13 protein-coding genes are annotated in these 13,122 nt (G+C 67.3%); 11 read left to right on the top strand and 2 right to left on the bottom strand.

Annotation, left to right across the window (positions count from 1 at the left end; all coding sequences use genetic code 11):
• Nucleotides 1-82 precede the first annotated feature (82 nt).
• From hisI to ACP7AI_RS06540, 10 genes are all read left to right on the top strand, one after another.
• On the top strand, nt 83-442 hold the full coding sequence (hisI, locus tag ACP7AI_RS06585; protein ID WP_426165365.1) for a phosphoribosyl-AMP cyclohydrolase: 360 nt from the start codon (nt 83-85) through the stop codon (nt 440-442).
• Nucleotides 443-455: 13 nt separating this feature from the next.
• Nucleotides 456-1,229: an SDR family NAD(P)-dependent oxidoreductase gene (locus ACP7AI_RS06580; protein ID WP_426165363.1), complete on the top strand. Its 774-nt coding sequence runs from the start codon at nt 456-458 to the stop codon at nt 1,227-1,229.
• The gene (locus ACP7AI_RS06575; protein WP_426165361.1) at nt 1,226-1,855 is read left to right on the top strand and encodes a hypothetical protein; all 630 of its coding nucleotides are present in this window, start codon (nt 1,226-1,228) and stop codon (nt 1,853-1,855) included. Before ACP7AI_RS06580 ends, ACP7AI_RS06575 begins: the two co-directional genes overlap by 4 nt.
• Entirely contained in the window at nt 1,852-2,427 is a 576-nt protein-coding gene (locus ACP7AI_RS06570) for a hypothetical protein (RefSeq protein ID WP_426165359.1), read from the top strand. Before ACP7AI_RS06575 ends, ACP7AI_RS06570 begins: the two co-directional genes overlap by 4 nt.
• A gap of 9 nt (nt 2,428-2,436) precedes the next feature.
• Nucleotides 2,437-2,886 carry a MerR family transcriptional regulator gene (locus ACP7AI_RS06565; RefSeq protein WP_426165357.1) on the top strand — a complete coding sequence of 150 codons (450 nt, stop codon included), beginning with the start codon at nt 2,437-2,439 and terminating at the stop codon, nt 2,884-2,886.
• A gap of 8 nt (nt 2,887-2,894) precedes the next feature.
• Nucleotides 2,895-4,688 (top strand): acyl-CoA dehydrogenase C-terminal domain-containing protein, encoded by a 1,794-nt coding sequence (locus tag ACP7AI_RS06560; protein WP_426165355.1) that lies wholly within the window; start codon nt 2,895-2,897, stop codon nt 4,686-4,688.
• A 115-nt stretch (nt 4,689-4,803) separates the two neighbouring features.
• Nucleotides 4,804-6,015: an acetyl-CoA C-acetyltransferase gene (locus tag ACP7AI_RS06555; protein ID WP_426165353.1), complete on the top strand. Its 1,212-nt coding sequence runs from the start codon at nt 4,804-4,806 to the stop codon at nt 6,013-6,015.
• A gap of 128 nt (nt 6,016-6,143) precedes the next feature.
• On the top strand, nt 6,144-8,339 hold the full coding sequence (locus ACP7AI_RS06550; RefSeq protein WP_426165351.1) for a 3-hydroxyacyl-CoA dehydrogenase NAD-binding domain-containing protein: 2,196 nt from the start codon (nt 6,144-6,146) through the stop codon (nt 8,337-8,339).
• Nucleotides 8,339-9,622 carry an NADH:flavin oxidoreductase/NADH oxidase family protein gene (locus ACP7AI_RS06545; protein WP_426165349.1) on the top strand — a complete coding sequence of 428 codons (1,284 nt, stop codon included), beginning with the start codon at nt 8,339-8,341 and terminating at the stop codon, nt 9,620-9,622. The genes ACP7AI_RS06550 and ACP7AI_RS06545 overlap by 1 nt, the downstream gene beginning before the upstream one ends.
• Nucleotides 9,619-10,458: a metallophosphoesterase gene (locus ACP7AI_RS06540; protein ID WP_426165347.1), complete on the top strand. Its 840-nt coding sequence runs from the start codon at nt 9,619-9,621 to the stop codon at nt 10,456-10,458. Before ACP7AI_RS06545 ends, ACP7AI_RS06540 begins: the two co-directional genes overlap by 4 nt.
• Here ACP7AI_RS06540 and cysK read toward each other — a convergent pair.
• Both cysK and ACP7AI_RS06530 read right to left on the bottom strand, forming a co-directional pair.
• The gene (cysK, locus tag ACP7AI_RS06535) at nt 10,422-11,342 is read right to left on the bottom strand and encodes a cysteine synthase A (RefSeq protein ID WP_426165345.1); all 921 of its coding nucleotides are present in this window, start codon (nt 11,340-11,342) and stop codon (nt 10,422-10,424) included. The genes ACP7AI_RS06540 and cysK overlap by 37 nt on opposite strands.
• 25 nt (nt 11,343-11,367) lie before the next feature.
• Nucleotides 11,368-12,651 carry an MFS transporter gene (locus ACP7AI_RS06530; RefSeq protein WP_426165343.1) on the bottom strand — a complete coding sequence of 428 codons (1,284 nt, stop codon included), beginning with the start codon at nt 12,649-12,651 and terminating at the stop codon, nt 11,368-11,370.
• Between the two features lie 140 nt (nt 12,652-12,791).
• Between ACP7AI_RS06530 and ACP7AI_RS06525 the strand changes: the two genes are divergently transcribed.
• A complete protein-coding gene (locus ACP7AI_RS06525) occupies nt 12,792-13,109 on the top strand; it encodes a hypothetical protein (RefSeq protein ID WP_426165341.1) in 318 nt (105 codons plus the stop codon).
• The last annotated feature ends 13 nt before the right edge of the window (nt 13,110-13,122 follow it).

Raw genomic sequence — 13,122 nt, 5'->3', positions numbered from 1 at the left:
AGCCTCGTCAGCGCCGCGCTTGGGCGGCATATAGGGACTGCGGGCGATGTTGTCGCCCCCGAAACCGACGCAGGATTGTCATATGAGCGATGCGCGTGATGCAGGGCTGCACCTCGACCCGTGCTGGGACGCGCAGGGGTTGATCACGGCCGTCGCCGCCGATGCTGCCTCGGGCCAAGTGTTGATGGTGGCGCACATGAACGCCGATGCGCTGGCGGCGACACTGGCGACGGGGGAAGCGCATTACTGGAGCCGGAGCCGCAAGGAACTGTGGCACAAGGGCGCCACCTCGGGCGCCATCCAGCGCGTCGTCGAGATGCGCATCGATTGCGACCAGGACGCGATCCTGATGAAGGTCGAACCGGCCGGCCCGGCATGCCATACCGGCGAACGGTCGTGCTTTTACCGCAAGGTGACCACGGTGGGGCTGGTGCGGGATTGATGAGGAATTTGCGATGGACCTGAAGCTGAACGGCCGCGTCGTTTTTGTTGCCGGCGGCAGCCGCGGCATCGGGCTCGGCATCGTCGAGGCGTTGCTCGCTGAAGGCGCCAGGGTGGCGATGGCGGCGCGCGGGGCCGAGGCGCTGGCGGCGGAGCATGCGCGGCTGGTTGCCATTCACGGCCCCGACCGGCTGTGGAGCACCGCCGGCGACATGCGCGATACGGCGACGATCGATGCCGCCATCGCCGGGGCGGAGGCGGCGCTGGGTCCGATCTGGGGCGCGGTCGCCAACGTCGGCCTGCATCCGTGCCCGCCGGGCTTCGATATCGATGACGAGACATGGGATGCCGGCGTCTCGCAGAACCTCGATTCGGCGTACAAGCTGGCGCGCGCCGCGCTGCGGGTGATGACGCCGCGGGGCGAAGGCGCGTTGCTGATGATCAGCTCGATCGCCGGGCTGGGGGCGCTCGGCACGCCGCTGACCTATGGCACGTCCAAGGCGGCGATGAACCATCTGGCCAAGGAGCTGGCGCGGGTTTCGGGCCGCCACAACATCCGCGTCAACGTCATCGCGCCGGGCAACATCATCTTCCCGGGCGGCGACTGGGAAAAGAATTCGACTGGTGACAAGGCCGCCGACTGGGCACGCTGGATCAAGCGCGAGGTCCCGCTGCGCCGCTATGGCAAGCCCGAGGAGATCGGCGCGATGGCGGCATTCCTGCTGTCGCCGCTGGCGAGCTTCGTCACCGGCGCGGTGGTTCCGGTGGATGGCGGCCAGACGCGGTGACGGTGCTGCTCGCCGGCGCCACCGGGCTGGTCGGTTCGCGGGTGCTGGCGCTGCTGCCGGGGGCTATCCCGGTCGGGCGGCGCCCGACGGGGCGCGCGGGGGAGATCGTCGCCGCGTTCGACGTGTTGCCGCCGCTGCCGCCGGCCGATGTCGCCATCTGTGCGCTCGGCACGACGATCCGTGCCGCCGGCAGCCAGGCGGCGTTTCGCGCGGTGGATTTCGAGGCGGTGCTGGCGTTTGCGCGGGCGGCCCGGGCGGCGGGGGTGACGCATTTCATCCTCGTGACGGCGGTCGGTGCCGATGCCGGATCGAAAGTCTTCTATTCGCGGGTTAAGGGCGAGGTGCAGGATGCCGTTGCAACGCTCGGCTTTGCCCGGCTCGACCTCATCCAGCCGGGACTGATCCTCGGTCCACGACACGACCGCCGGCCTGTGGAGGCGTTCCTGCAGCGGGTGACGCCATGGCTTGACCCACTGCTGGTCGGCGGGCTCGACCGCTATGGCGCGATCGACGCGAGCGTCGTCGCTGCAGCGCTTGTCGCCTTGGTCGATCTTGGTGCGTCGGGTCGGTTCGTCCATCAGAACCGGGCCTTGCACAAGCTTTCGGCGAGTGGAGGCGCGGCTTGAACAATGGGCTGGCACCGACCGCAGCGCCGGTCGGGCCGACCTTTGATGCCGCGCGTGGGCGTGCAGCGAATGGCCTTGGCGCGACTGGGTGTGCGGGGATCGCGTGCATCGCCTTCTGGATCGCCGGACGCGGCTTTTCGGACGCGATGACTGCGGGACCGTTGTTCAGCCCGATGTTCGACCTTGCCGTGCCGCTGGTCTTTGGGGCGATGGGCATCCTGGCGGCCTGGATGTCGCTGGTGGCGGTATACGCCCTCGTATTTGCCGCAGTGCCCTGCCTGACGCTCACTGATGCCGGCCTTGCGATGCCATTGGCGGTGACGCGCCTGGTTGCCTGGCGCGACATCGCTTGCGCGAGACATGTACAGGTGGAGCGCCGTTCGCGGGTCGTGATCGAGCTTGTGCCCGGCAGCATCTATCACCGACGCTTCTGGCCTTTCTGGCGGGCACGAACCATCGATCTGGCCGTGCGGGACCCGGCGTCGGCAACCGCCGCGATTAGCGCCCATCCCTGCTATCGCGGCACAGTCCAGGCGCTCGATGCGCTTGACCCTTACGTTAACGTCAACTAGATCGAAGGCATGTCGTCGCAAGCTTCCGATCCGTCGCACAGCTTTGCCACCGTGGCGGTGCCGCCGCCGCCGTGCGGGGCCGAAAGCTTCACCATTACCGAGCTGGCGCTGGCCTTCAACGTGACGCCCCGGGCGATCCGTTTCTATGAGGACCAGGGCCTGATCGCGCCGGAACGGCAGGGCCAGAACCGCGTCTATTCGCGCCGCGATCGGGCCCGGCTGGCGTGGATCCTGCGCGCCAAGAATGTCGGTTTTTCGCTCGCCGAGATCCGCGAGATGATCGACCTCTACGATCTCGGCGACGGCCGCGAGATGCAGCGCCGCGTCACGCTCGACAAATGCCGCGCCCGCATCGCGGCGCTCGCCGAACAGCGCGCCGACATCGACGCGACGATCGAGGAATTGCAGGCCTTTTGCGCGCTCGTCGAGACCGTGGCGCCTAAGGCGGCCAACCAGTAGGATTATCGATGCCCATTTATCGCGCCCCGGTGAAGGACACCCAGTTCGTCCTCGACGCTGTCGTCGGCCTCGACAAATATTCCAACCTGCCCGGCTTTGCCGATGCCACCCCCGATGTCGTGCGCGCCATCCTGGAGGAAGGCGGCAAGTTCTGCGAAAACGTCATCGCGCCGCTGAACCTGTCGGGCGATATCGAGGGCTGCACCCGTCACGATGACGGCAGCGTGACGACGCCGGCGGGCTTCAAATCGGCCTATGACCAGTTCGTGGAGGCGGGCTGGGGCACGCTGATGGCCGACACCGAATATGGCGGCCAAGGGTTGCCCTATGTCGTCGGCACCGCCTTCAGCGAATATATGTCGAGCGCCAACATGGCGTTCGGCATGTACCCCGGCCTCAACGAAGGCGCCCAGGCGGCGATCGAGGCGGTCGGCAGCCACGAGCAGAAGGCAAAGTTCCTGCCCAACATGGTCAAGGGCCAGTGGACCGGTACGATGAACCTTACCGAGCCGCATTGCGGCACCGATCTCGGCCTGATCCGCACCCGCGCCGCCCCGCAGCCCGACGGCACCTATGCCATCACCGGCACCAAGATCTTCATTTCGGCCGGCGAGCACGACCTTTCCGACAACATCATCCACCTGGTGCTGGCGAAGACGACCGGCGCGCCCGACAATGTGAAGGGCATCAGCCTGTTCATCGTGCCCAAGGTCATCGTCAACGACGACGGGACGCTGGGCGCGCGCAACGCCGTCAAGTGCGGCTCCATCGAGCACAAGATGGGCATCCACGCCAATTCGACCTGCGTGATGAATTACGACGGGGCGACCGGTTACCTGATCGGCGAGGAGAACAAGGGACTGCGCGCCATGTTCATCATGATGAATGCAGCGCGCCTCGGCGTCGGCGTGCAGGGGCTGGCGATGGGCGAGGTCGCCTATCAGAATGCCGTCATCTACGCCAAGGACCGTATCCAGGGCCGCGCGCTGAGCGGCCCGGCCCATCCGGAGGCCAAGGCCGACCCGATCATCGTCCACCCCGACGTGCGGCGGATGCTGATGGACGGGCGGGCATTCAACGAGGGTGCACGGGCGCTGATCCTGTGGGGGGCGCTGCAGGTCGATCTCGCCAAGAAGGCGCCGACACCCGAGGAGCGGCAGCTTGCCGACGATCTGATCAGCCTGCTGACGCCGGTCATCAAGGGCTATTGCACCGATCTCGGCTATCGCATCGCCACCGAAAGCCAGCAGGTTTTCGGGGGACATGGCTATATCCGCGAATGGGGCATGGAACAGTTCGTCCGCGATGCCCGCATCGCCCAGATCTATGAGGGCACCAACGGCATCCAGGCGATGGACCTGGTTGGCCGCAAGCTGGGCCAGAACGGCGGGCGCGGGACGCAAGCCTATCTGGCGTTGGTCGGCGAGGCGCTGAAGGATGCGGCCGAGGATGATCGCCTGGCGGTGATCGCGACGCCGCTGTCTGCGGCGCTCGGTGATTTGCAGACGGCGACCCTGTGGCTGTTGCAGCACGGCATGGCCAGGCCCGACAATGCCGGCGCCGCGGCGACCGCCTATCTGCATTTGATGGGTATCGTCGCGCTCGGCCATATGTGGCTGGTGATGGCGCGGGCGTCGCATGCCGCCCTCGATGCCGGCACCGCGGACCCCGATTTCTACACGGCGAAGCTGGTGACGGCACGCTATTTCGCCGAGCGCTATTTCCCCGATGCGGCCGCGCTGCGCGCCAAGCTCGAGGCCGGCAGCGAGGCGATGATGGCGCTGCCGCTGGAGGCTTTCTAAGACTCCCCTCCCGCTTGCGGAAGGGGCTGGGGGTGGGGGAGTGGGCCTCCGACCCGGATCGAGTCACCCACCCCCGACCCCTCCCTTGCCGGGAGGGGAGAAGAAGGATGAGACCATGGTCGAAGCTTATATCTACGACGCCGTCCGCACGCCGCGCGGCAAGGGCCGCAAGGACGGCAAGCTGCACGAGATCACGCCGATCCAGCTCGGCACCCAGGTGCTGCAGGCGGTGCGCGACCGCACCGGCATCGACACGTCGGACGTCGACGATGTGATCTTCGGCTGCGTCGCGCCGGTGGGCGAACAGGGCAGCGACATCGCCCGCGTCGCCGTGCTCAACGCCGATTATGCGGAGACCACCGCCGGCGTGCAGATCAATCGCTTCTGTGCCTCGGGCCTGGAGGCCGTCAACATGGCGTCGGCCAAGGTGATGACCGGGGAAGCGATGTTCGCCATCGGCGGCGGCGTCGAAAGCATGAGCCGGGTGCCGATGGGTGCCGATGGCGGCGCCTGGGCGATGGACCCGGCCGTGGCCTACAATACCTATTTCGCGCCGCAGGGCATCGGCGCCGACCTGATCGCGACGAAATACGGTTTCAGCCGCAGCGACGTCGATGCCTATGCGATGGAATCGCAGAAGCGGGCGGCGCGGGCCTGGGCGGAAGGGCGGTTCAAGAACAGCGTCGTCGGCGTGCGGGATGTCATCGGCGAGGTCGTCCTCGACCATGACGAGCATATGCGCCCGCAGACCGACATGCAGTCGCTGGGCAGCTTGGCGCCGGCGTTCGCCGCTATGGGCGAGTCCATGCCGGGCTTCGATGCCATCGCGTTGATGCGCTATCCCGAAGTCGAAAAGATCGATCACGTCCACCATGGCGGCAATTCGAGCGGAATCGTCGACGGCGCATCGGCCGTGCTGATCGGCAACAAGGCGATGGGCGAAAAATACGGGCTGAAGCCGCGCGCCCGCATCCGCGCCATGGCGAGCATCGGTTCTGAGCCGATGATCATGCTGACCGGGCCGGAGTTCGTCGCCGCCAAGGTGCTGCAACGCGCCGGCATGACCAAGGACGACATCGACCTGTTCGAGCTGAACGAAGCCTTCGCCAGCGTCGTGCTGCGCTACATGCAGGCGATGAACATCGACCATGACCGCATCAACGTGAACGGCGGCGCCATCGCCATGGGCCACCCGCTGGGGGCGACCGGCGGCATGATCCTCGGGACCGTGCTCGACGAGCTGGAGCGGACCGGCAAGGGGACGGCGCTGATCAACCTGTGCGTCGGTGCCGGCATGGGCACCGGGACTATTATCGAGCGGATTTAGTGTCACCCCGGCGAAGGCCGGGGCCCATGAACCACGATCGATGACACAATAGCCCAGACCGCCCGCCTGATCCGACAGGCAGTGGTTCATGGGCCCCGGCCTTCGCCGGGGTGACGAAGGAGAGACACATGACCGACCTCGCAATCCGTTCCGAACTCGATGCCGACGGCATCCTCCTCCTCACCATCGATGTGCCGGGCCAGTCGATGAACGTCATCACGCCGGAAGTGCAGCGCGACCTCGCCGCCGCCATCGAGCGGCTGAAGACCGACGACGCCGTCAAGGGCGCCGTCCTGACCAGCGGCAAGGCCAGCGGCTTCATGGCCGGCGCCGACCTGAAGGGCATGGGTGCGCTGTTCGGCCAGAACGCGCCGGCGGTCGATGACGGCAAGTCGAAGATGGCGGCGCTGTTCGACGGCGTGTTCCAGCTCAATCGCCTGCTGCGCGACCTCGAAACCTGCGGCAAGCCGGTGGCCGCCGCGGTCAATGGCCTGGCGCTCGGTGGCGGCCTCGAATTCATCCTCGCCTGCCATTATCGCGTCGTTGCCGACAGCCCCAAGATCACGCTCGGCCTGCCCGAGGTGATGGTCGGCCTGTTTCCGGGGGCCGGCGGAACCCAGCGGCTGCCGCGCCTGATGGGCATACAGCCGGCGCTGATGTACCTCCTCCAGGGCAAGAACATGTCGCCGCAGGAAGCGCTCGGCTTCGGTGTCGTCCAGGCTGTCGTGCCGGCCGCCGATGTGGTCCAAACCGCCAAGGCCTGGGTCAAGGCCAATCCGACCAAGGGTGTGCAGCCCTGGGACGAAAAGAGCTTCAAATTCCCCGGTGGCCCGGCCTCGGGCCTCAACCCCGGTTTCGCCCAGGTCTTTGTCGGCGGCACCGCGATGACGCACGTCAACGCCGGCGACAACATGAACGCGCCGCGCGCCATTCTCAGCGCCGTCTATGAAGGCACCCAGGTGCCGATGGATACCGCCATCCGCATCGAGAGCAAGTATTTCGCCAAGGTCGTCGCCGACCCGCAGGCCGGAAACATGATCCGCAGCCTGTTCGTATCGAAGCAGGCCGCCGAAAAGGGGGCGCGCCGCCCCGCCGGTGTGCCGCCGATGCCGACCAGGAAGATCGGCATGCTCGGCGCCGGGCTGATGGGGGCAGGGGTCGCCATGGTAACGGCGCAAGCCGGCATCGAGGTGGTGCTGCTCGATCGCGACCAGGCCGCCGCCGAGAAGGGCAAAGCTTATACCGCCGACCGGCTGGCCAAGAAGCGCACCGACCCGGCCAAGGCGCAGGCCATCCTCGATCGCATCCACGCGACGTCGGACTATGCCGACCTCGCCGGCTGCGACCTGATCATCGAGGCGGTGTTCGAAACCCGCGAGATCAAGGCCGATGTGACCAAGAAGACGGAAGCCGTCGTCGGCGCCGATACCATCTTCGGTTCCAACACCTCGACACTGCCGATCACCGGCCTGGCCGAAGCCTGGTCGAAGCCTGCCAATTTCATCGGCATCCACTTCTTCTCGCCGGTGGAAAAGATGCCGCTGGTCGAGATCATCGTCGGCAAGCACACCGGACCGGACGCTATCGCCAAGGCGCTCGATTATGTCGCGGCAATCCGCAAGACGCCGATCGTCGTCAATGATTCCCGCGGTTTCTACACCTCGCGTTGCTTTGGCACCTATGTGCAGGAAGGGCTGGCGCTGCTGAGCGAAGGCACCACCCCGGCGCTGATCGAAAATGTCGGCAAGCATATGGGCATGCCGGTCGGGCCATTGGCTGTGAACGACGAGGTCGGGCTCGACCTGTCGTACAAGGTCGGCCAGCAGACCAAGGCCGATCTCGGCGACAAGTATATCGAGCAGCCGGGCAGCGCCGTAATCGAGACGATGCACGAACTCGGCCGCATGGGCCGCAAGAACGCCAAGGGCTTTTACGTCTATCCGGAGGGCGGCAAGAAGTATCTCTGGCCCGATCTGGTCGCCTCGGTGACCGATGGCGCCGCAGCGACTCAGCCGACGCCGGAGGCGGTGCGCGAGCGGCTGCTGTATCGCCAGCTCGTCGAATGCGCCCGCTGCTTTGCCGAGGGCGTGCTCGAAACGCCCGAGGACGGTGACCTCGGTGCCATCTTCGGCTGGGGCTTTGCGCCGTTCACCGGCGGGCCGTTCAGCCATATGGACACCATCGGCCTGGCCAATGTCGTCGCCATCCTCGACGGCCTGGCGCAGCGCCATGGCGAGCGGTTCGCGTCGCCGCAGCTGCTGCGCGACATGGCGGCGGCCGGCGACACCTTCTACGGCCGCGCTGCGCAGAAAAAGGCCGCTTGATGGCGGCGCTCGGCGAGGCCTTCACGCTGCCGACCGGCGCCCGGTTCAAGAACCGGATCGCCAAGGCGGCAATGACCGAAGGACTCGCCGGGCGCGACGGCCTGCCGAATGACGATCACATCCGGCTCTACCGGCGCTGGGCGGCGGGCGGCTCCGGGCTGCTGATCACCGGTAACGTCCAGATCGATCGTCATCACCTCGAACGGCCGGGCAATGTCATCTGCGATGGCCCGCTGACGCCTGAGGCGACGGCAGCCTGGCGGCGCTGGGCGGCGGCTGCGACCGAAAACGACACCGCCGCCTGGGTGCAGATCAGCCACGCCGGGCGCCAGACGCAGGTGCCGGTCAACAAGGCGCCCAAGGCACCGTCGGCGGTGCAGCTGAAACTGCCCGGCGGCATGTTCGGCGTGCCGGTGCCGCTGACGGAAGCGGAGATTCACGACCTCATCGCGCGCTTCGCCCATGCAGCGAAGGTATCGCAGGAGGCCGGCTTTTCCGGCGTCCAGATCCACGCCGCGCATGGCTATCTCATCTCGCAATTCCTGTCGCCGCTGGCCAATCTGCGCACCGACCAATGGGGCGGCAGGCTGGAGAACCGCGCGCGCTTCCTGATCGAGACGCTCAAGGCGGTGCGAGCTGCCGTGGGCCCGGGCTTCGGCGTCGGCGTGAAGCTCAACAGCGCCGATTTCCAGAAAGGCGGCTTTGCCTTCGAGGATTGCCTCATCGTCTCCGGCTGGCTCGCCGATCTGGGCATCGACCTGCTGGAAATCTCCGGCGGCACCTATGAACAGCCGGCGATGATGGATTTCGAGGGCATGGAGGCGCGCGAGGAGCCGAAGCAGCAGCCGAGCACCGCAGCGCGCGAGGCTTATTTCGTCGATCTTGCCAGGGCGCTGATGGCCGGCAAGACCCCGCCGCTGCTGGTCACCGGCGGCTTTCGTTCGGCCGCCGCGATGGAGCAGGCGCTGGCCAGCGGCATCGCGATGATCGGCGTCGGCCGGCCGCTGTGCGCGGCGCCCGATGCCATCAACGAGCTGCTGTCCGGCCGCATCGCCGCGCTGCCGCGCTTCGAGGCCCAGCTGCGCATCGGCCCCGGCCTGCTCGGCCCGCATTCGCCATTGAAGCTCGTCCGCGCCATCAACGCCTTCGGCGCGCAGGCCTGGTATTACACGCAGCTCCGCCGTCTTGCGGCCGGCCAGCCGCTGGCGGAGGGGCTCAACCCGCTGGCGGCGTTCCTGTCCGAAAACCGCGAGAACAAGGCGCGGACGCCCGCCGCCTCGTGAAACGGCTGCCGCGGGTATTGCTGGCGTTGCCGCTCGCCCTGGGCCTGGCGCTGGCGCTGTTCGGCGTCTGGCAGGCCCAGCAGTCGCCGGTCGTCGCGCGCTATACGGTGCCGATCATCGGGCTCGGCGCGCCGCTGCGCATCGTGCAACTGTCCGACAGCCATGCCGGCTTCGACATGCCGGCGGCGCGGCTGCGGCGGGTGGTGGCGCAGATCAATGCACGCCGCCCCGATATCGTCGTGCTGACCGGCGACTATATCAGCGGCTATGGCTGGACCGATGCCGAGACACGCGGGGCGCTGGCGCCCTTTGCCGGGCTGAGGGCGCGGTTCGGGGCCTTTGCCATCCTCGGCAACCACGACGGGGTCGAACAGACGCGGCGGGGTTTTGCCGGCACCGGCATCACCTTCCTGCGCGATGCCGGGGTGGACGCCGGGCCGATCCATCTGATCGGCAGCGACGACATATCGGGGCCGCTGAACCCGGTCGAAAAGACCCGGCGGTTGATCCGCGCCGCGCCGGGGGATCGCCCGGTCGTCGTGCTGGCGCATGAATCGGATTTTTTCCAGTGGCTGGTGCCGCCGGCGCAATTGCTGATTGCCGGCCACAGCCACGGTGGCCAGATCCTGCTGCCGTTCTTGCCGCAGCCGGGCAGCGAGACCTATCAGGGGCGCCACCTGCGCGGGCTGTACCGGGAGCCCGGCCAGAGCATGATCGTGTCGTCGGGGCTGGGCACGTCGATCCTGCCGATGCGGATCGGCGTGCCCCCCGAAATCGTCGAGATCATGCTGGTGCCGGCTTACTCCGCGGGCAGGAACTCCGGCACCGACAGATAGCGCTCGCCGGTGTCGTAGTTGAAGCCGAGGATGCGCGATCCGGCCGGCAGCTCGGGGATCTTCTGGGCGATCGCCTGCAGCGTGGCGCCCGACGAGATGCCGACGAGCAGCCCCTCTTCCTTCGCCGACCGCAGCGCCATCGCCTTGGCGGCACCCGGATCGACCTGGATGACGCCGTCGAGCAATTGCGTGTGCAGGTTGGCCGGGATGAAGCCGGCGCCGATGCCCTGGATGGGGTGGGGGGCCGGCTGGCCGCCCGAGATCACCGGCGACAGCGTCGGTTCGACGGCATAGACCTTGAGGCCGGGCCAGACCTTTTTCAGCGCTTCGGCAAGGCCGGTGATATGGCCGCCCGTGCCGACGCCGGTGATGATCGCATCGATCGGGGTGTCGGCGAAATCGGCGAGGATTTCCTGCGCGGTGGTGCGGACATGGACCTCGATGTTGGCGGGATTTTCGAACTGGCCCGGCATCCAGGCGCCGGGGGTTTCGGCAACGATCTCGGTGGCGTGCTGGATGGCGCCCTTCATGCCCTTTTCGCGCGGCGTCAGCGCAAAGCTGGCGCCATAGGCCAGCATCAGGCGGCGGCGTTCCAGCGACATGGATTCGGGCATGACCAGGATGAGCTTGTAGCCCTTGACCGCGGCGACCATGGCGAGGCCGATGCCGGTGTTGCCGCTGGTCGGCTCGACGATGGTGCCGCCGGGCTGCAGCGTGCCGTCGGCCTCCGCCGCCTCGATCATCGCCAGCGCGATGCGATCCTTGATCGATCCGCCGGGGTTGGCGCGTTCGGACTTGATCCAGACCTCGGCGTCGGGGAACAGGCGCGCGACGCGGATGTGCGGCGTGTTGCCGATGGTGGCGAGGACGTTGCTGGCCTTCATGTCTGCTCTCCGAAATTTCGCGAAACTATACCGCGCGGCTTGGCTTTTCGTCACCCGCGATCGTGTTCGGGATATCGGGCGCGCTGAAGCGATCGGCAAGGCGGAGTTCCGGAAAACGCCAGGCCCAGACGAAGGTCACGATGACCGCGCCGACACCGCCGGCGACGACAGCTTCGACCGGGCCGAGCCAGGCCGCGGTGACGCCGCTTTCAAACTCGCCGAGCTCGTTGGAGGCCGAGACGAACAGCATCGACACCGACGAGACGCGGCCGCGCATGGCGTCAGGGGTGTGAAGCTGGATCAAGGACGCGCGGACGTACATCGACACCATGTCGGCGGCGCCCAGGACGACGAGCGCCGCCAGCGACAGCCGCATGTCGGTCGATGTGCCGAACACGATCGTCGCCACGCCGAACAGCGCGACACAGGCGAACATCACCGGGCCGACGTTGCGGGTAAGCGGGCGAAAGGCGAGGAACAACGCCGTCAGCGCCGCGCCGACCGCAGGCGCGGCGCGCAGCGGGCCCAGCCCCTCGACGCCGACATGGAGCACGTCGCGGGCATAGACCGGCAGCATCGCCGTTGCACCACCCAACAGCACGGCGAACAGGTCGAGGCTGATGGCGCCGAGCACGATGCGGTTGTGCCGGACATAGCCGAGCCCTTCGACCAGGCTGCGCCAGGGCGATACTTTCGATGGTACCGGCCGCGGCACCGGGCCGATGCTGAACAGCGCCAGCAACGTCGCCGCGAACAGCACGGCGGCGGTGACGTAGGGGATGGCCGGTCCGGCGGCATAGAGATAGGCGCCGAGCGGCGGGCCGGCGACGGCGCCGGCCTGCCAGCTGATGGAATTGAGGGCGATTGCCGACGGCAGGATCTCCCGCGGTACCAGATTGGGCGCCAGCGCCGACAGCGACGGTCCGGCAAAGGCGCGGGCGACGCCGAACAGAAAGGCGACGATGAACAGCGCCTCCAGCGTGGCGCGATCGTGCAGCACCAGCCAGCCGAGCGTCGCCGCGCAGACCAGCTCGAGCGCCACGGCGGCGCGGGCGATGTAGCGCCGGTCGACGCGGTCGGCGATGACGCCGACGAGCAATGTCAGGCTGAACAGCGGCACGAACTGGACGAGACCGACCATGCCGAGGAGGAAGGCGGCGTCGCGTGGTGCCATGGTTTGCCGGGCGATATCGTAGACCTGCCAGCCGATGACGATGACCAGCATCATGCTGGCGACGGTCGACATGAACCGGCTCGCCCAGAAGGCGCGGAAATTCGGGATGAGCAGGGGCGCGGGAATGGCAGGCACGGTCCGGCCGGGTTTAGGCAGCGCGGCCAGCCGTCGCAATCGAATAGTCGGAACTGGAAAAAACCGGCGGCCTCCAGGGAAACGGATTGTAATTGATGAACGATTCATCTACGAACAATTAGGCAACGTCGGAGGGATCGTTGGACACCGTTCGTGAACTTCTGGGGTACCTGCTGGGCGTCGCCTTCTGCATCGGCGGCCTGATTTTGTGCGGTATCGCCTGGATGGGTCTGCAGAACGAATTCGGCTGGCAACTGGCGCTGGCCGGTGTCGTCGTCAGCATTCTGGTGCGTGTCAATTTCCCGCTGGTGGTGGGCCTGTTCCTTTATGCCCACAACCTGTGGGGCTGGTCGCAGGCCGAATCGATCGCCTTCGCCGTCCCCGGCCTCCTGCTGCTGCTGCCCAGCATTGCCACCGAAGTGTTCAGCGTCCTCGTCGGCGCGACGCAGCGGCGCTAGGTCACGACCTAGC

Source organism: Sandarakinorhabdus sp. DWP1-3-1, assembly GCF_049896705.1.
Classification (GTDB): domain Bacteria; phylum Pseudomonadota; class Alphaproteobacteria; order Sphingomonadales; family Sphingomonadaceae; genus Sandarakinorhabdus.
The sequence above is the reverse complement of the archived record's forward strand: the minus strand, read 5'-3'. Positions and strand labels throughout refer to the sequence as shown.

Bases quoted from the DNA above. Each gene is read 5' to 3' on its own strand.
- hisI (WP_426165365.1), top strand. From the start codon at position 83: ATGAGCGATGCGCGTGATGCAGGGCTGCACCTCGACCCGTGCTGGGAC.
- ACP7AI_RS06580 (WP_426165363.1), top strand. From the start codon at position 456: ATGGACCTGAAGCTGAACGGCCGCGTCGTTTTTGTTGCCGGCGGCAGC.
- ACP7AI_RS06565 (WP_426165357.1), top strand. From the start codon at position 2,437: ATGTCGTCGCAAGCTTCCGATCCGTCGCACAGCTTTGCCACCGTGGCG.
- ACP7AI_RS06560 (WP_426165355.1), top strand. From the start codon at position 2,895: ATGCCCATTTATCGCGCCCCGGTGAAGGACACCCAGTTCGTCCTCGAC.
- ACP7AI_RS06555 (WP_426165353.1), top strand. From the start codon at position 4,804: ATGGTCGAAGCTTATATCTACGACGCCGTCCGCACGCCGCGCGGCAAG.
- ACP7AI_RS06550 (WP_426165351.1), top strand. From the start codon at position 6,144: ATGACCGACCTCGCAATCCGTTCCGAACTCGATGCCGACGGCATCCTC.
- ACP7AI_RS06545 (WP_426165349.1), top strand. From the start codon at position 8,339: ATGGCGGCGCTCGGCGAGGCCTTCACGCTGCCGACCGGCGCCCGGTTC.
- cysK (WP_426165345.1), bottom strand. From the start codon at position 11,342: ATGAAGGCCAGCAACGTCCTCGCCACCATCGGCAACACGCCGCACATC.